At 61.1% G+C, this 16,325-nt stretch carries 18 protein-coding genes and 1 pseudogene; 6 read left to right on the top strand and 13 right to left on the bottom strand.

The genetic code is table 11. The features are described from left to right. Window positions 1-34 precede the first annotated feature (34 nt). The gene (locus JWJ88_RS20675) at window positions 35-1,543 is read right to left on the bottom strand and encodes an aldehyde dehydrogenase (RefSeq protein ID WP_205297070.1); all 1,509 of its coding nucleotides are present in this window, start codon (window positions 1,541-1,543) and stop codon (window positions 35-37) included. A 3-nt stretch (window positions 1,544-1,546) separates the two neighbouring features. Beyond that, window positions 1,547-2,464, bottom strand: coding sequence for a dihydrodipicolinate synthase family protein (locus tag JWJ88_RS20670; RefSeq protein ID WP_205297145.1), 918 nt, complete (start codon window positions 2,462-2,464; stop codon window positions 1,547-1,549). A gap of 556 nt (window positions 2,465-3,020) precedes the next feature. On the opposite strand from JWJ88_RS20670, the gene JWJ88_RS20665 reads away from it, so the two are divergent. The 5 genes and pseudogenes from JWJ88_RS20665 (at window position 3,021) to JWJ88_RS20645 (ending at window position 7,700) form a co-directional block, all read left to right on the top strand. Continuing rightward, complete coding sequence (locus tag JWJ88_RS20665) at window positions 3,021-3,872, top strand: glycine betaine ABC transporter substrate-binding protein (protein WP_205297069.1); 852 nt, start codon at window positions 3,021-3,023, stop codon at window positions 3,870-3,872. Window positions 3,873-3,932: 60 nt separating this feature from the next. Continuing rightward, window positions 3,933-5,016, top strand: a pseudogene (locus JWJ88_RS20660) (quaternary amine ABC transporter ATP-binding protein). A 1-nt stretch (window position 5,017) separates the two neighbouring features. Beyond that, the gene (locus JWJ88_RS20655) at window positions 5,018-5,857 is read left to right on the top strand and encodes an ABC transporter permease (RefSeq protein ID WP_205297068.1); all 840 of its coding nucleotides are present in this window, start codon (window positions 5,018-5,020) and stop codon (window positions 5,855-5,857) included. Beyond that, a complete protein-coding gene (locus JWJ88_RS20650) occupies window positions 5,857-6,708 on the top strand; it encodes an ABC transporter permease (protein ID WP_205297144.1) in 852 nt (283 codons plus the stop codon). Before JWJ88_RS20655 ends, JWJ88_RS20650 begins: the two co-directional genes overlap by 1 nt. Further along, a complete protein-coding gene (locus JWJ88_RS20645; protein ID WP_205297067.1) occupies window positions 6,705-7,700 on the top strand; it encodes a 4-hydroxyproline epimerase in 996 nt (331 codons plus the stop codon). The genes JWJ88_RS20650 and JWJ88_RS20645 overlap by 4 nt, the downstream gene beginning before the upstream one ends. A gap of 136 nt (window positions 7,701-7,836) precedes the next feature. Here the strand turns inward: JWJ88_RS20645 and JWJ88_RS20640 are convergent, their stop codons facing one another. The 9 genes from JWJ88_RS20640 to JWJ88_RS20600 form a co-directional block, all read right to left on the bottom strand. Then, window positions 7,837-8,526, bottom strand: a complete 690-nt coding sequence (locus JWJ88_RS20640) for a GntR family transcriptional regulator (RefSeq protein WP_205297066.1) — start codon at window positions 8,524-8,526, stop codon at window positions 7,837-7,839. A gap of 119 nt (window positions 8,527-8,645) precedes the next feature. Beyond that, window positions 8,646-9,446 (bottom strand): pyrroline-5-carboxylate reductase family protein, encoded by an 801-nt coding sequence (locus tag JWJ88_RS20635; protein WP_205297065.1) that lies wholly within the window; start codon window positions 9,444-9,446, stop codon window positions 8,646-8,648. 96 nt (window positions 9,447-9,542) lie between these two features. Then, the gene (locus JWJ88_RS20630) at window positions 9,543-10,328 is read right to left on the bottom strand and encodes an amino acid ABC transporter ATP-binding protein (RefSeq protein ID WP_205297064.1); all 786 of its coding nucleotides are present in this window, start codon (window positions 10,326-10,328) and stop codon (window positions 9,543-9,545) included. Beyond that, entirely contained in the window at window positions 10,325-11,029 is a 705-nt protein-coding gene (locus JWJ88_RS20625) for an amino acid ABC transporter permease (protein WP_205297063.1), read from the bottom strand. Before JWJ88_RS20625 ends, JWJ88_RS20630 begins: the two co-directional genes overlap by 4 nt. 14 nt (window positions 11,030-11,043) lie before the next feature. Then, window positions 11,044-11,946 carry a dihydrodipicolinate synthase family protein gene (locus JWJ88_RS20620; protein WP_205297062.1) on the bottom strand — a complete coding sequence of 301 codons (903 nt, stop codon included), beginning with the start codon at window positions 11,944-11,946 and terminating at the stop codon, window positions 11,044-11,046. Window positions 11,947-12,083: 137 nt separating this feature from the next. After that, window positions 12,084-13,070, bottom strand: a complete 987-nt coding sequence (locus tag JWJ88_RS20615) for an ABC transporter substrate-binding protein (protein WP_205297061.1) — start codon at window positions 13,068-13,070, stop codon at window positions 12,084-12,086. 62 nt (window positions 13,071-13,132) lie between these two features. Continuing rightward, window positions 13,133-13,450, bottom strand: a complete 318-nt coding sequence (locus tag JWJ88_RS20610) for an AzlD domain-containing protein (RefSeq protein WP_205297060.1) — start codon at window positions 13,448-13,450, stop codon at window positions 13,133-13,135. After that, complete coding sequence (locus tag JWJ88_RS20605; protein ID WP_240200390.1) at window positions 13,447-14,163, bottom strand: AzlC family ABC transporter permease; 717 nt, start codon at window positions 14,161-14,163, stop codon at window positions 13,447-13,449. The genes JWJ88_RS20610 and JWJ88_RS20605 overlap by 4 nt, the downstream gene beginning before the upstream one ends. Then, window positions 14,160-14,714: a helix-turn-helix domain-containing protein gene (locus tag JWJ88_RS20600; protein WP_205297059.1), complete on the bottom strand. Its 555-nt coding sequence runs from the start codon at window positions 14,712-14,714 to the stop codon at window positions 14,160-14,162. The genes JWJ88_RS20605 and JWJ88_RS20600 overlap by 4 nt, the downstream gene beginning before the upstream one ends. 235 nt (window positions 14,715-14,949) lie before the next feature. Between JWJ88_RS20600 and JWJ88_RS20595 the strand changes: the two genes are divergently transcribed. Next, window positions 14,950-15,207 carry a hypothetical protein gene (locus JWJ88_RS20595; protein ID WP_205297058.1) on the top strand — a complete coding sequence of 86 codons (258 nt, stop codon included), beginning with the start codon at window positions 14,950-14,952 and terminating at the stop codon, window positions 15,205-15,207. Window positions 15,208-15,286: 79 nt separating this feature from the next. On the opposite strand, the gene JWJ88_RS20590 is transcribed toward JWJ88_RS20595, so the two are convergent. Both JWJ88_RS20590 and JWJ88_RS20585 read right to left on the bottom strand, forming a co-directional pair. Next, the gene (locus tag JWJ88_RS20590; RefSeq protein ID WP_205297057.1) at window positions 15,287-16,003 is read right to left on the bottom strand and encodes a substrate binding domain-containing protein; all 717 of its coding nucleotides are present in this window, start codon (window positions 16,001-16,003) and stop codon (window positions 15,287-15,289) included. 24 nt (window positions 16,004-16,027) lie between these two features. Next, window positions 16,028-16,219 (bottom strand): helix-turn-helix domain-containing protein, encoded by a 192-nt coding sequence (locus JWJ88_RS20585; protein WP_205297056.1) that lies wholly within the window; start codon window positions 16,217-16,219, stop codon window positions 16,028-16,030. Window positions 16,220-16,325 lie beyond the last annotated feature (106 nt).

Genomic DNA, 16,325 nt, shown 5'->3' with positions numbered 1-16,325 from the left:
AATGGCGCAGAGGCGCAACCGCCTCTGCCAGACGTCAGTCGATGGCGTCGCCCGCGGTGTCGTTCAGGTCCAGCCAGATCGTCTTCAACTGCGTATACTGGTCATGCGCGTGGACAGAGTTGTCCCGCCCGCCAAAGCCCGACTGCTTATAGCCGCCGAAGGGGGTCGAGATGTCGCCCTCGCCAAAGCTGTTGACGGTGACAGTGCCCGCCCGCAGCATCCGCGCGCCGCGCAACGCCCGCTTTGCATTGGCGGTAAAGATCGACGCAGCCAGGCCGTAATCGGTATCATTGGCGACGCTGATCGCGGCCTCAAAGCTATCGACCTCGATCACCGTCAGGATGGGCCCGAAAATTTCCTCGCGCGCAAGCTTGTGGTCATTGCCCGAGACGCTGATGATGGTCGGCTCGACATGGGTGCCGTCATGGGTCTTGCCGCCCATCACTACCTTCGCATCCTTGGCCGTTTCCAGATATGAAGAAACCTTGTCGAAATGCGCCTTGGATACCAAGGCGCCGATCCGAACCGAAGGGTCCAGCGGGTTGCCGACGTTCCATTCCCGCGCATGGGCCTGAACCTTGTCGAGCAGCGCGTCCCGGACACCTTTTTGCACGATCAACCGCGATGCTGCCGAGCAGTTTTCGCCCATGTTCCAGAATGCGCCCTGAACGACATGGGCGGCAACCGTATCCAGGTCCTCTGCGTCATCAAGCACGATGCAGGGGTTTTTGCCGCCCATCTCCAGCACGACCTCTTTGAGGTTCGAGTCGGCCGAGTAATGCAGGAAACGGCGACCCGTCGCGGTCGAGCCGGTAAACGACACCATATCCACGTCCGCGTGGCGGCCAAGCGGCTCGCCGACCTCGGCGCCCGATCCGGTTATGACGTTCAGCACGCCGGCGGGCAGCCCTGCCTCCATGGCCAGTTCGGCCACCCGCAGGGTCGTCAGCGAGGTTTCCGCCGCAGGTTTCACGACCACCGAACAGCCAGAGGCCAACGCCGGACCAATCTTCCACGCCAGCATCAACAGCGGAAAATTCCACGGCAGCACCAGACCGACGACGCCGACCGGCTCGCGCACGATCATTGCGATATGGTTGTCCGAAGCGGGTGCGACCTGATCGTATATCTTATCGATCAGTTCGGCATGCCATTTCAGCGTATGAACGGTTTCGGGAATATCGACCGTCTCGCAATCATAGATCGGCTTGCCGCTGTCCAGGCTTTCCATCACCGCAAGCTCATGCCGGTTGCGTTCGATCAGCTTGGCAAGACGCAGCAACACTTCCTTGCGGTCGGTCGGATGGATGCGGGACCAGCGCCCGTCCTCAAAGGCATCACGTGCTTTGCCGACGGCGAAATCGACATCCTCGGCGCCGCAGGCCGCGACTTCGGTCAGGGGCGCACCGGTCGCGGGGTTCACGGTCGAAAAGGTCTTGCCAGACGCGGCAGGGCGAAACTTGCCGTCGATGAAAGCATTTGCAGGCAAGGTGATCGACTTGGCCAGCGCCTCATATTCGCCTTGGGTCAGAAGGTCGGTCATGGCTCAGTTCCCCGCCTTGATATCTGCAATCGTTGTTTTCAGAACAGAAATCACCTGTTCCAGTTCGCGCTTTTCGTCCTTGTTCAGCCCCCTCAGCGGTGGTCGCATCGGCCCGGCGGGAATGCCCGCCAGCGTCGTCCCATGCTTCACGTTCTGGATGAACTTGCCCCCTTGCTCCAGCACGCGCATCAGCGGCAGCATCGCCGACATGATCCGCCGGCCCTTGACGAAATCGCCGTTCAGGACGCAGGTCTCATAAAGATAGATATGCTCGTCGGGCAGAAAGTTGGACCCCGCGCAGATCCAACTGCGCGCACCCCAGGCAAAGAACTCCAACGCCTGATCATCCATGCCGCAAGACATCTGGATATGCGGATAATCCCGCGCGAGCAGATGCACGCGATTGATATCGCCCGAGCTTTCCTTGATCCCTATGACATTGCGTGATCGCCCGACGCGGTTCAGGAAGTCCTCGCCCATCTCGACACCCATGCGGCCCGGGTAGTTGTAAAGGATGACGGGCAGATCAGCGGCGCGGTCGATCGCCAGCGCGTTCAGGGCGTTTTCCTGCTCGGTCGGCACCGAATAGGGCGGCGTTCCCAGCAGGATCGCATCGGCGCCCATCTCGCGCGCGCCGCTGGCCAGCGCAATGCTGTCTGGCGTGCGCATCGCACCGGTTCCCACGACGACCGGCAAGCGGCCCTTGCTGCGCTCGACCACGAATTTCGCAAGTATCAGGCGTTCCTCGACCGTCTGCGCGTAGTTTTCCCCGGTCGAACCGCCCGAGATCAGGCCATGCACGCCACGCTCGATCAGATGTTCGACCAGATCGGAAAGGCGGTCAAAGTCGAACTCCCCCTCATCCGTCAATGGCGTGACAAGCGGCGTGTAGATTCCTTCAAGCGTCAGTCTGGATGTCATCATGCCCATACCATTTGCGTTGGTCCGTGGTGATCCGGCCGCTTATCGGAAGGCCCCGACAACCAGGCGGCGTGTCCGTCGGCCCGCAAGCGTCGGAAAGCACGCTGCGGTCAATTTCGGGAAGTATCAGGATGAAGCCCCAGCTTGTGCAAACGACAATTTACATTGACCTATCATAAGTAATTTCTTATGAGTGATTCACTGTTTGCGCGGGAAAGACCTGTTTGGGGTCGCCTTAAGCCATAATTGGTGTTTTTGACGCCATAATTATGTATCACCGTCGCACTTATCCCATTACATCGTAGAAATAAGCGTTATTGTCGGTCCCCACGTGCTGCAGACAGGCAGATCAACGGCCAATTTGGGTATCGGAGGAAAGCTGGAAACCCGAATCGGGCGAACTCCGGCAAGAAGGATCAATCGTTTCCGCATGTCATGAGAAAAGTTTTTACTTATCTTATGACCTACCAGAGACGCGCATGCCTTTTCAGTCGAACACCCTTCCTGTCAGCCGCACGCAGCGACAAGCAATGGCAACTGACAGGGAATTTGCAGCATGAAAGCCGTATGGAAAGCACTCTGTGCCGCCGTGATGGTCGGGATGACCGCACTGCCCGGCATGGCGCAGGACAAGACGATCAAGATGGGGACGATGTCGTGGGAGGATCTGACCCCCATCACCGGCATCACCAAGAAGGTGCTCGAGGACAAGGGCTACACGGTCGAGGTCACCTCGTTCTCGGAATGGGGCATCGCTTATGCGGCGCTTGCCAAGGGTGACGTGCAGGTCATGGTCTCGCAGGTCGACTACGTCGCACAGGATTATTGGCAGCGGAATAAGAACCGGCTGGAGAAGATCTCTCCGGTCTCGCACGGGCTCTATCAAGGGATCGCGGTTCCCAAATATGTCGACATAACCTCGATCGAGCAGCTCAACGACAATGCGGAGCAGTTCGGTGGAAAGATCGTCGGGATCGAGCCGGGATCGGGCCTGATGCGCGACACTTCGAATGCCGTCAGCGAATACGGGCTGAAGCTGCAACTGGTCGAGGGCAGCTCGGCCGCGATGACCGCCGCGTTGAAGTCCGCCACCGACCGTCAAGAGCCGATCGCCGTCACCATTTGGGAACCGTCCTGGATGATGCAAAAATTCGACGTGCGTTTTCTTGAGGACCCGAAGGGCGTCTTCCCGCCGCCCCAGAGCTATTACTGGATCGGCCAGGCCGGTTTTTCGGCGGAAAATCCCGGCGCGCGCGAAACCATCGCCAGCGTCTATGTGCCCCTTGCCGACATCACGGCGATCAACGCCGAAGTCAGCGATGGCAAGACCATGGATCAGGCCGTTGCCGACTGGATCGCGGCGCACGAGGACCTGATCTCGCGCTGGGAAAACAACAAGACGGACTGAGCGCCCTTTCCCCGTCCGATCCGTCGGACGGGGTTTCCTCGTCAACAGGGATCATCAGCCATGAATGAACAAAGCAACGCCGAAGTCCTGCTGGACTGTCAGTCACTGTGGAAGATCTTTGGAAATCATACGGATCAGGCGATCCGCGCCGTCTCGGAACAGGGGCTGACCAAGGCCGAGGTGCTTCAGAAGTTCAACTGCGTCGTCGGTGTCGCGGGCTCTTCGCTGCAACTCAAACGCGGTGAGATCTTCTGCATCATGGGCCTGTCCGGTTCGGGGAAATCCACGCTGATCCGAATGCTGAACCGGCTGATAGACCCAAGCCTTGGCAAGGTGCTGGTCAAGGGCCGGGACATCGCGAAACTGAATGCGGCCGAATTGCGCAGCCTGCGGGCGCGCGAGATCGGGATGGTCTTCCAATCCGTCGCCCTGCTGCCCAATCGCACCGTTCTTGAGAACGCGGCCTTCGGGCTGGAGGTCCAGCGCCTTCCGAAAGCGGAACGCGAAGCCGCCGCGAAGGCGTCCTTGGCCAAGGTCGGGCTGTCGGAGTGGATCGACCGTTTTCCATCAGAGCTTTCCGGCGGGATGCAGCAGCGGGTGGGTCTTGCCCGTGCGCTGACTTCGGACCCGGAAATCATTCTGATGGACGAACCCTTCAGCGCACTCGACCCATTGATCCGGCGCCAGTTGCAGGACGAATTCCGCCAACTGACCAAGGAACTCGGCAAATCCGCGGTCTTCATCACCCATGATCTGGACGAGGCGATCCGTATCGGCGACCGCATCGCCATCATGAAGGATGGTGCGATTATCCAGACCGGAACCGCCGAGGAAATCGTGCTGAACCCCGCAGATCAATACGTCGCCGATTTCGTCGCCGGAATGTCTCGGCTGCATCTGGTCAAGGCGCATTCGGTGATGATCCCTGTGGTGGATTATCTGCGGCTCGCGCCCGGTGCCAATCTGAAGAGCCTGCCGCAGACTGTCCCAGATGCCGATATCGACATGCTGATCGAGACGATCACCCACTCTGACCAGGATGCGGTTGTCGTGGTGGACGACGGCCAGCCGGTTGGGTGTGATCACGATCCGCAACCTGCTGCTGAGCGTAAAGGACACGCCTGCGAAAGCGGAGGCGGCCTAGCATGGACGACTTTATCGCCGCTTTCGATCAGGCCGTCGACAACGCGCTTTTCTGGCTGGGCGACCACGCCGCCTTTCTCTTCGACGCGATCCGGGACGGGCTTGACGGGTTTTACGCCCTTATCCTTGGCGCGGTCACGCTGACGCCTTTCTGGGTGGTTACGATCATCGTGGCGCTGATCGGCTGGCGCATCGCGGGTCGCGGCGTCGGTGCCGGCGCGCTGGTCGGGCTGGCGCTATGTTCGCTGATGGGCCTTTGGCTTCAGACGATGCAGACGCTCGCCCTCGTTCTCAGTGCCACGATTATCGCTTTGGTGATCGCTTTGCCGCTTGGCATCCTGGCGGGCTATATGACCCGGCTCGACAAGCTGATCGAACCGGCACTGGACCTGATCCAGACCCTGCCGCCCTATATCTATCTGCTGCCCGCGATTGCGCTTTTGGGCTATGGTTCCGCCACCGCGCTGGTCGCGACGATCATCGTCGCCGTGCCTCCGGTGATCCGGCTGACGGCACTTGGCATCCGCCGCACCCCCCTGGAGTTTCAAGAGCTTGGCGAGGCGAACGGCCTGACCAAAAGCCAGATGTTCTGGAAGATCCGCCTGCCTTTTGCCATGCCCTCGATCATGGCGGGAATAAACCAGGGCCTGATGATGGCCTTTGGCATGGTCGTCATCGCGGGAATCGTCGGATCGGGCGGGCTGGGCCAAACGATCTACGACGCGATCCGAACGCTCGACATCGCGCTTTCGATCAACGGAGCCATCGCCATCGTCATCCTGACCATGGTTTTGGACCGCATCACCCAAGGGCTCGCCCCAAAAACGCACGAGGCGAAATGATGGACCTGTCCAAGCTTCATTTCTCGCCCGGCGCAGTGCTGGCCCCTGCCGTCGATTGGTTGAACACCAGTTTCCACGGCTTTTTCGATACCATCAGCCGCGTGGTCGAAACCGTTCTGGGCGGTATCGAAACGGCCCTCCTGACGCTGCCCCCGCTGGCGATGATCCCGGCGGTTTCGGCGATCGTCTTTCTTACCCTTGGCTGGCGATTGGCGCTGCTGGTGCTGTTGGCTTTCGGCTTTTGCCTCGGCGTCGGGCTGTGGCAGGCGACGATGCAGACCGTTGCGCTGGTAACGGTCGCCGTCGCGGTTTCCGTGCTGGTCGCCCTGCCGCTTGGCATCCTGGCCGCGCGCCGCCCCCGGGTCGAAGCCACGCTGCGCCCCGTCCTTGACGTCATGCAGACCGTGCCGCCATGGGTCTACCTGATTCCGGCCGTGATGATCTTCAGCCTGGGTCGGGTTCCCGCGATCATGGCGACGATCATCTATGGCATCCCGCCGATGCTGCGGCTGACGACGCTGGCTTTCAAGCATGTTCCGAAAGACCTTCAGGAACTCGGCGCGGCAATCGGTGCCTCGCCTTGGGCGATCCTGTTCAAGATCGAATTTCCCGCAGCGCGGCCGACCCTGCTGGTTGGCCTGAACCAATGCATCCTGCTGTCGCTGGCGATGGTCGTGCTGGCCGGACTTGTCGGCGCAGGCGGTCTTGGTGCCGAAGTCACGCGCGGCCTGACCCGGATGGAGATGGGCCTGGGCCTGCGCGCGGGCCTTGCCATCGTCGCCGTGGCGATGGTGCTGGACCGCATATCCAAAGCCGCGCTTTCGCGCGCACCGAAAAGGAAAACAGAATGAAGAAGACCGTCTTCTGTATCGACTCGCATGCCTGCGGCAATCCGGTGCGCGTCGTGGCTGGCGGCGGCCCGCTGTTGCCGCACCTGCCGATTGCCGAGCGTCGGGCGATCTTTCAACGCGATCACGACTGGATCCGCACCGCCCTGATGTTCGAGCCACGCGGCCACGACATCATGTCGGGCGCGATCTTTTACGCACCCTTCCGCGACGATTGCGATGTTGCCGTCGTCTTCATCGAAGTCTCGGGCTGCCTGCCGATGTGCGGCGCGGGAACTATCGGCCTTTCGACGGTTTTGCTGGAAGAGGGGCTCGTGACGCCCCGCGTTCCCGGCATCCTCTCGTTGGAAACCCCTGCCGGCCGCGTCGACGTGAGTTATGAGATCGAGGGCGGCCGGATAACCTCGGTCCGCCTTTTCAACGTCCCGAGCTTTCTTCACTCCAAGGATGTGACGGTCGAAGTCGAGGGGCTGGGGCCCCTTACCGTCGATATCGCCTATGGCGGGAATTTTTATGCGGTGATCGAGCCGCAAAAGAACTGGGCGGGTCTGGATATGCCCGCCAGCGAGATCGTCTTGCTCAGCCAGCGCCTTCGCCGCGCGGTGTCAGCGGCAATCGACCCCGTCCACCCCCAGGACGACCGCATTCGCGGTGTCCATCATGCGATCTGGTGCGACGACGCGCCAAAGGGCATGGCCGATGGGCGCAGCGCGGTCTTTTATGGCGACAAGGCCATCGACCGCTCGCCCGGCGGCACCGGAACCTCGGCGCGCCTTGCCCAGCTTTATGGCCGCGGCCGCCTGAACATCGGCGATAATTTCCGCAATGAAAGCCTGATCGGAACGGTCTTCGACGGAAAGCTTGAGGAAGCGGCCCAGATCGGCCCCTATGCCGGTATCCGGCCCAGTCTTGGCGCATGGGCCCGGGTGACCGGCTACAATACGATCTTCATTGATGAGCATGATCCATTGTATCGCGGATTCCAGATCACCTGACCCAAGGGGGCGTCGTCAGCCGCCGCAATCCCGGCAGCAGGCATCGCCCCCATGTCGGAAACAGGCGTTTTCAGGCGACTGGCAACGCCTGAAACCTGAAACGCAAATCCCGGATCGCAGAACCTGGGTTCGGTCGTCAGACTGCGGCCTTTTTCAGCGCGGTCGAGGGCAGCTCTCGGGGGGCAATGAACATTTCCATGTTGCTGCGGCACAGACCCCAGTGCTGGTAGATCAGCGCCACCATCCCTGCCTCGTCTCCGACCCTGATTGCCTCGATCATCTGGTCGTGCTGATCGCAGGATTCATGCAGTTCCTGTTCCATCTGCGGGGTCGTGGGCCGAAAGAAGGTGTGCCCGATCCGGGCATGATCGATCAGCAGTTTGCTGTAACTCGGGCTCAGGAACATGCTTCCCGACATTTCCCCGATGAGCGAATGGAACAGCGTGTTCTCCACCACCATCTGGACGTGGTCGCGCGCCCCGACGGCGGTGCGGAACCGGGCCTGACAGGCCTGCAATGCCACGAGTTGCTCGGGCCGGAAGTTCTGCACCGCCAGCCGGGCCACCGCCTCGTAGATCACGGGGGCTACGGAAAAGAAGTCCCGCATCGTCGCATGGTTCATGGGGATCACCCGCGCGCCGCGGTTTTCCCGGTGCTCGATATAGCCCTCACCCGCCAATTGGCGCAGGACATCGCGAACCGGCGTGCGGGAGATGCCATATCTCTCTCCCAACCCGACCTCGTCAAGCGCCTCGTCGGGTGCCCGCTCCAGCGTCAGGATCTGGTGTTTCAGATCCTCGTAGAGTGCGGTTTTTCCGGTTCTCATGAACAACTCCTGCTACGGCATAAAAGAATATCACCCGTCGAAGGCTCTTGCGACCACCATCCGACGGGAAACGGGCTTGCCGACAGCCGTTTTTTTCGGACGGGACGGCGCCGCCCCGATCAGGCCGGCTTTCCCAATGCGGCGGCCTTTGCCGCGGCAGCTTCAAGTCCAAGCGCAACCGTGTGCTTGATGCCGTTATCCAGCATGGTCTGCAGCGCCGCAGCCGTCGTCCCGCGATAATCAATCATTTCCTGCACGATTGCCGAGGTATCGCTGTCGCGATCTTCGAACAACTGACTGGCCCCCGCCACGACGCCTTTGGCCGCACGAGCGGCAAAATCGGGGGGCAAACCCTGCGATAGGGCATGTGCGATCATGGCTTCGGCCAGCAGCGCGGGAAAGGCGGCACCCGAGCCGGTCAAACCCACGCAATAGTCGATATGCGCCTCTTGCGGCACCTCGGCACCTTCGCCGCAAGCGTCAAACAACGCCTGCACGATCCGCTTGTCGGAATCCAGAACATCGGGGGTGGCAAACCAGGGGGTGAACGATCGCCGGATCGCCGCCGCCGCGTTGGGGATAGAGCGAACGATCCGTCGCGCTCCGGTCCGCGCCGCGATATCATCCGCGGCGATCCCGGCCATGACAGAAATCACCAGCTTGCCCGAGGCGTCGATATTCAAACCCGCAAAGTCGTCAGGCCGCACGGACAGAACGATGATATCCGACTTTTCTGCCAGCTCGGCGTTGTCGCGGGTATGAACGGCCCCCGGAACGTCAAGCGCGCCACGCTTGCCGCTGCGGCCGGACAGGATCAGGTTCTTGCCGTCGATGGTGCCGCTGGACACCGCGGCACTTGCAATCGCATTCCCAAGCCAGCCGTTGCCGCCGACAATTCCGATACGTGCTTCAATTGTCATATTTTTTAGTCCCAAAGAGGATGGATGGTTTCCGGACCCACCTGACAGCAGGTGCCGGCTTTCTGGCAAAGGCCCCGTTGGCGCGGCCTTGCCTGTTCAATGGTGCTCGCCTGTCAGGCCCGACAGGAAACGCCGACAACGGTCGGTCTCGGGCTCGAATAATACCTTCGCGGATGGCCCGTGCTCCACGATCTGCCCGGCCTCCATGAACACGGTCTGGTCCGACACATGGCGCGCGAAATCCATCTCATGCGTGGCGATCAGCATGGTCATGCCGGATTCACGCACCTCTCTGATGACGTTCAGCACCTCCTGGACGGTCTCGGGATCCAGGGCCGAGGTGGGTTCGTCGAACAACATGACCTTGGGGTCCATCGCCAATGCGCGCGCAATCGCAACCCGCTGCTGCTGCCCCCCTGACAATTGGCGGGGATAGTTCTGCGCCTTTTCGGCAAGACCCACCCGATGCAGCAGTTCCATGGCCTTTTGCGTCGCCGCAGCCGCCGATATACCCCGCACAAGCCGGGGACCGGCCGCGACGTTTTCAACCGCCGTCATGTGCGGAAACAGATTGAAGCTTTGGAACACCATGCCGATGTCCTCGCGCTGCCGCGCGATCCGCGTCTCGCGCAGGCGAATTTTTCCTGCCGAGTTGGGCGCATAGCCAATGTCCTCTCCCTCTACCCGGATAGAGCCGGACGAAATGGTTTCCAGCGCGTTTATGCAGCGCAGCAACGTGCTTTTGCCCGAACCGCTGGGCCCGATCAGCGCCACGGCCTGCCCCTTGTCTACGTTGATGGACACAGTTTTCAGGGCAGCGTAGGACCCGTAAACCTTCACGACCTGATCGACCTCGATGAAGCTGGTCTGTTGCCTGCTCATGACGCTGCTCCTGCCTTGACCGTTTTGCCGGTGTCGACGGACCATCTTGAGTTGCGCCGTTCGAACGCCGATTGCAGAATCGTCCAGATCGCAGTCAGTGCGAGATAGTAGATCGTAGCGACCGTCAGGGCCTCCAGCACCCGAAAGTTGGTCTGCATCAGGTTGTCGGTCGCACGGAACAGTTCCGTCATCGAAATCACCGACACCAGCGACGTGTTCTTCAGTTGGCGCACGAATTCATTGCCCAACGGCGGCACCGCAATGCGCAAGGCTTGGGGCGCGATGATCCTTCTCATGATCGGGACGGGACGCATGCCGATGGCTTTCGATGCCTCCCATTGCGCAACAGGGATCGCCGAGATGGACGAACGCACGATCTCGGCCACATAGGGGCTTTCGGACAGCATGAGGCCGATGATCGCCGCCTCGATTACCGACAGATGAATGCCCATTTGCGGCAGCGCACTGTACAGAAAGACCAACTGCACCAGCAGCGGCGTTGCGCGAAAGAATGCGACATAGCCCTGATAGAACCATCGTGTCGCAAGGCTGTCGATCCGCCCGACAAGTGCGACAATCGTGCCCAGCACGATTGCCAGCAGCAAGGTCACAAGCGTCAGCCAGACCGTCGTCCACAACCCCGCCACAATCGATGGATGGACAAGGTTGTGAAAGAATACGGACCAATCCCAGACGGGCATGTTCCCTCCCCCGCTCAGTTCAGGGCAAGCGGACCGACGCCGGCCCGGCCAAGGATGTCTTCGAACCGTTGACGCAATTCCGCCGAGGCAGGCGTGATAGGCTCACGCGGCTCTCCCAGAGACAGGCCGCGGGACGCAGAACCGGCCTTGGCCAGCGCGACATAGCCGTTCAGCAGCATGAAATTCAGGATGGGCCACAGCCTGTCCCATACCTCCAGGCCGCGCGGCAGGTCCTTGTCGACCGACACCGCCTGATAAAGCTCGACGCAGAGCTCCGGCACGAAGGTCGAGGCGCCGATGATAGAGCCCGGCGCACCATGCGCCAGCACCGCAAGCAAGGCCGGATCAGAGCCCGCCAGCACAGTCGGGGCATCCGGGTTGGACAGCATGCGCATGGTGCGGGTGTAGTTCGCGGGGCTGTCCTTGATATGCGACACCAGCCCATCCCGCTTCAGCGTCACCATCTGCTCTTCTGTGATATCCAGCCCTGTGATGCCCGGCGTGTCATAATAGATGATTGGCCCACCGGCGATTGAAACGACCTTTTCCAGAAATCTCTGGACCTCGTGGAATTTCAGGCGATCGAAATAGGGGGTCACCACCAACATCTGGTCGACACCCTGATCGCGGGCGGCGCGGGTCAATTCCAGCGCATCGCGCACGTTGTTGGAGCCGACATGCGCGATCAAATCACATTCGCCTGCAACGGCCTCGGCGGCAATCTGATAGATCCTTTGACGTTCCGAAACGGTCAGAGAGGGATGTTCGCCGGTCGAGCCGCTGACGACGATGCCGTGGATCCCCGCCTTCACCTGCGAACGTATCAGCCTTGCATAGGCGGCCTCATCCAGTTCGCCATTGCCCGGATCGAATGGCGTAAGGATCGCGCTAAGAATACCCTTCAGTTCAGATTTCATGACAGTCTGCCTTTCCCGCATATGTGGCCGGTCCGGAAGCTCCCGCAGGGCCTGGCCTGCGGGCAGCTATGGCCGCCTTCGATTGGTTCTGTTTGTGACGCAGGCGCATGGCGAGCGATGTGTCGCCGACCCGGCGCTTATTCAAAGCTCTCGATGGCCGCGCTTTCGATGTCCCATTGCTTGAGAATGGCGGCATAGGTTCCGTCAGCCATCATCGCTTCAAGCCCTTCGCGCAACTGGCCGGCAAGTTCTTCGCCATTCTTGCTGACGCCAATGCCAAGGGTCGTGGGCTTGATGCCGGTGGCGATCTTCTTCAAGCCGGGCCGTTGCTTCATGTAATAAGAGACAAGGGAATCCGTCGCGATGAACGCGTCCACGCTGCGATTTTCCAGTGCCCGCATCGCAACCGGCTGGGAATCGAACGATTGGATGGAAATGGCGTTGCTGCCGTCATTGGTGCATTCGGCACTTGCCTCTTCCAGCACCTTCAGCGACCCCGATCCTTGCAGGACGCTGACCGAATGTCCGCAAAGCCCGGTCAGGCCGTCGATCTGCGCATCCTCATGCGTAATCACGGTCTGGCTTGCCTGGATATAGGGAACCATCAGGATGGCGTCCTGCCGCTCGGGCGTGATGTACATCGCCGCGCAGGCGATATCAAAGCGGCTGGCCTGAAGGGCGGGAATAAGCCCCTTGAAGTCAAGGTTGATAAACTCGCCCGTTTTCCCAAGCCTTTCGGCCAGCGCACCACACAACGCCACGTCGACGCCGGTGGGCTTCTGATCCTGATCGTAAAAACCCCAAGGCATCTGGTTGAGCGAGGTCCCGACGCGAAGCGTGTCCTGCGCGACAGCGGCGGTGGTCATGCACAGGCCAAGAGCACACGTCCAAGCCAATCTATACATCTGCATTGTATTCTCCCCGTTGATATTAATGTATACAACAAGGGATACAATGATTCTGTCAATACGTTTTTGTGTTCCCCGATGGTAAAAGCGTTTGTGCGCCAGACGATGGTCAGGCACGGCCACGAAAAAGCCCGAAGCAACCGGCGTTGCATACGACACTGATGGAAAGAACTGCGCCGTCCGACAAAGGCCCGGGCTACTGGTCAGCCCGGGCACGGCACGGCCATGAATGCATGGCACGTCTTGCTGTCAGCTTCTCCGCAACTTCCTGGGGTCGCTCAGACCAGCGACCCAAGACCATAGGCGAAAGCACCGGCAAGGGTCGCCATAACGACCGAGCGGCGCCAGGCATAAACGGCCAGCACCGCAGCCACGCCAAGCACCAGCGCGACCTGCGCCCCCTCTGCGGCGGTAAGCAGAGGCAGGATCGAGGCGGTGAAAAGGGTGGCGATGGCAGCCGGTCCGGTGGCGGCGATAAAGCCGCGCAGCGGCCCCTCATCCTCGCCCCGCTTCAGGCGAAGTTTCGTCGGCAGGAACCGAAAAAGCCAAGTGGCAAGTCCGACCGCGGCCACGAGAAAGAGAAGCTCAGGTTTCAAGCGGGCCTCCGTTTCAACATGCCGGCAGCCGCGCCGACGGTGATCCCGGCAAGGATACCCAGCGTAGGGGAAAGGATAAGCGTGCCCAAGCCCGTTGCGAGCGCCGCCGCCATCACGGCCGGCACCTGCCGCCGTTCCAGAATCGAAAGCAGCAGCGCCAGAAACAGTGCCGGCAGCATGAAGCCAAGACCCGCATCTATCACAGGAAAGGCCTTCAACGCATCACCGCCCGCCACCGCACCAAGGGCGGTCCCCGCGATCCATGCCGCATAGGCGCCAAGGCCGACGGTGCCGATAAAACCTTCGGAAAACGGCATCCCCCGGGCCATCGCCCCCAGCGTGGCCCCAAACACCTCGTCAGTCAGGCACCAGCCCCAAGCCCAGGAATATCGGGTGCGGGCGTTCTCGCCGGCTTTCTCCAGCAAGGCCGGGCCATACATCACATGGCGCAGGTTCATCGCCGCCAGCGTCAGCGCCGAGACGGCCAGCGGCGCGCCGCTCGTCACCAGCGCGAGCGCCAGAAACTGCGCCGCGCCGGCAAAGATCACCACCGAGAACATCACCGCCTCGACCGCGCTCAGCCCCGCGCGGGTGGCGGCGATGCCAAAGGAAAATGCGATCGGGAAATAACCCAGCATCAGCGGAATCGCGGCCACCAACCCGTCACGCAAGGGGCTGGAGGGGATCGGGGTGGTCATACAGGGCTTGGTCACCGCGGCACATCCATGACCAAGGCCACAAGCGCGGGGGCATCGAGCGCCATGTAAGAATGGGGCAGGTCGCCCATGAAACGGTAGTAATCGCCGGGACCCAGATCCTCCAGCGCGCCCTCGGGCCCAAGCCGGACCCGTCCGGTAATCACCAGCGCATGTTCGACCGTGCCCCGTGGATGCGCCGCCGCATGGCGGACCGCCCCGGGCTGAAGCCGCAGCCGGTAAAGATCGCGCCGACGGTCGGGTGAGGACTTGTCAAGCAGCACGGCGCTGAACCCGGCACTGTCGGAAGAAAGCGCGGTGCCCTCGGTGGCGCGGACCAGTGCGCGTGTCTCGGACGCGGTTTCGAAAAGTGCGCTGAACGGAATCTCCAGCGCGGTGGCTATAGCCCAGAGCGTCTCGACATTCGGATTGCCCTTGCCCGCTTCCAGTTGCGAAAGCGTCGATTTCGCCAGCCCGGCGCGCGCCGCCAAGGCCGAAAGGCTTAGCCCCGCCGCCTCGCGTTCGCGGCTGATGGCCCGGGCAATGAGGTTGTTGGGCGAGACGGTCATTCCGCAAAGGCCGTTCGATTAATCCTAGTTTCGTTCGTTATGTCGCACGAAACGGCGATGTGCAACCTTCGAAAGGAGTGTGCTTCTTCGCTATTCTGCCCCACGATAACGATATAGATTATTTTATGTTAGCGAATAAACTCCGCAACGAACGCCGCCTAATCAAACAGTCTGGGCGGACTTAGATCTCTTTCACAAGACGCGGTAACCGCGCTTGCAGATGAAAGGGAATACCATGAAGACGTTCGCACTCGCTCTGGCCGCATTGGGAATCGCTGCTGGCGCTGCACAGGCAGAAACTTATCTGGATTCGATGACCGACAATCACAATGGTCCGGTCTTTGCGGGCGGGGTCCATGCTACTATCGAAGTTCCGGCCGGCACGATCCTCAGCCCCAAGGAACTGAACAGCGAAAACCTGTCGGCCTCTGACAGCGTCAGCGTTACGCATTTCCCGTCGACCGGCGCGGTCGATGGTCCCAGCCGGAGCTGACGCTCTCTTGCGAAAGATGTCGCGGTCTGCGCGGCATCTTTCTCATGACCGGCAGACCTGCAATAGGTCGCGACGTTTCTTAATCGTCGGCAGGGGCGCCTTGAAGATCCCGGTCCCAACTTGGAATCCTTCCCAAGGAAGCGGCCAGATGGTCCAGAAAAACCCGGACCTTCAGCACATCGACCCGTCCGGGCGGCATTACGGCGTAAAATGACCCCCCGATAACGTGCCAGTCACGCAAAAGCGGAACCAGCGTCCCGTTCCTGATCGCCTCATGCACAATGAATGTCGGCGCGAGCGTCAATCCGTGCCCCGCTATCGCGGCATGCATCAGCACATCGCCATTATTGCCGCGCATCCTGCCATGGACCCGGACGTCCTCTCGCTGACCTTCGCGTTCCAGGCTCCAGGTCCCATGCCGGGCCATGTAATCGTAGACGAGGCAGGAATGGCTGGCCAGCTCGCACGGATGCGACGGTGCGCCGTGCCGGCGCAGGTAATCCGGGGATGCGCATAATACGATATGCGCCGGCGCCAGATAGCGGGCGGTCAGCGACGAATCCTCCAACTGCCGGATACGGATTGCCAGATCAAAGCCTTGATCGACAATGTCGACGACGCGGTCATCAAGGGTCAACTCCACCTCGACATCGGGATATAACGTCAGAAACTCGCTGACGATCACGCCAAGATGCCGGATGCCGAAAGATGTCGGCGCATTGATGCGAAGCGTCCCGCGAGGGGTTCCCTTGGACGAACGGATCTCCTGCTCGGCCGTTTCCAGCATCTCCAGCATGGTTTGCGAAGCGGCGGTCAGTTGCTAGCCCGCTTCGGTAAGGCTTAACCGGCGGGTGGTGCGGCTGATCAGCTTGACGCCCAACTCGGCCTCCAGATCCAAGACATGCTTGCTGGCCATGGCGCGCGACATCCGAAGGCTGGCCGCAGCAGCGGCAAAGCTGCCCCCCGCCGCAATGGCGACCAAGGTGCGCAGGGCCTGCAGATCGCGGATCATCGACGTCTCCGGTTCATCGTCACATCGACGATTGAGGGCACGAAACATTCGCCCATGTCAAACCGGCAACCGTGCAGAACCCGACGCGCGCGGCGACGGCACGCGT

Origin of the sequence: Paracoccus methylovorus (assembly GCF_016919705.1) — a bacterium.
Classification (GTDB): domain Bacteria; phylum Pseudomonadota; class Alphaproteobacteria; order Rhodobacterales; family Rhodobacteraceae; genus Paracoccus; species Paracoccus methylovorus.
Note: the sequence above shows the minus strand (reverse complement) of the source record. Positions and strands in the feature narration are given on the sequence as shown.

Bases quoted from the DNA above. Each gene is read 5' to 3' on its own strand.
- JWJ88_RS20675 (WP_205297070.1), bottom strand. From the start codon at position 1,543: ATGACCGACCTTCTGACCCAAGGCGAATATGAGGCGCTGGCCAAGTCG.
- JWJ88_RS20670 (WP_205297145.1), bottom strand. From the start codon at position 2,464: ATGACATCCAGACTGACGCTTGAAGGAATCTACACGCCGCTTGTCACG.
- JWJ88_RS20665 (WP_205297069.1), top strand. From the start codon at position 3,021: ATGAAAGCCGTATGGAAAGCACTCTGTGCCGCCGTGATGGTCGGGATG.
- JWJ88_RS20655 (WP_205297068.1), top strand. From the start codon at position 5,018: ATGGACGACTTTATCGCCGCTTTCGATCAGGCCGTCGACAACGCGCTT.
- JWJ88_RS20650 (WP_205297144.1), top strand. From the start codon at position 5,857: ATGGACCTGTCCAAGCTTCATTTCTCGCCCGGCGCAGTGCTGGCCCCT.
- JWJ88_RS20645 (WP_205297067.1), top strand. From the start codon at position 6,705: ATGAAGAAGACCGTCTTCTGTATCGACTCGCATGCCTGCGGCAATCCG.
- JWJ88_RS20640 (WP_205297066.1), bottom strand. From the start codon at position 8,526: ATGAGAACCGGAAAAACCGCACTCTACGAGGATCTGAAACACCAGATC.
- JWJ88_RS20635 (WP_205297065.1), bottom strand. From the start codon at position 9,446: ATGACAATTGAAGCACGTATCGGAATTGTCGGCGGCAACGGCTGGCTT.
- JWJ88_RS20630 (WP_205297064.1), bottom strand. From the start codon at position 10,328: ATGAGCAGGCAACAGACCAGCTTCATCGAGGTCGATCAGGTCGTGAAG.
- JWJ88_RS20625 (WP_205297063.1), bottom strand. From the start codon at position 11,029: ATGCCCGTCTGGGATTGGTCCGTATTCTTTCACAACCTTGTCCATCCA.
- JWJ88_RS20620 (WP_205297062.1), bottom strand. From the start codon at position 11,946: ATGAAATCTGAACTGAAGGGTATTCTTAGCGCGATCCTTACGCCATTC.
- JWJ88_RS20600 (WP_205297059.1), bottom strand. From the start codon at position 14,714: ATGACCGTCTCGCCCAACAACCTCATTGCCCGGGCCATCAGCCGCGAA.
- JWJ88_RS20595 (WP_205297058.1), top strand. From the start codon at position 14,950: ATGAAGACGTTCGCACTCGCTCTGGCCGCATTGGGAATCGCTGCTGGC.
- JWJ88_RS20590 (WP_205297057.1), bottom strand. From the start codon at position 16,003: ATGCTGGAGATGCTGGAAACGGCCGAGCAGGAGATCCGTTCGTCCAAG.
- JWJ88_RS20585 (WP_205297056.1), bottom strand. From the start codon at position 16,219: ATGATCCGCGATCTGCAGGCCCTGCGCACCTTGGTCGCCATTGCGGCG.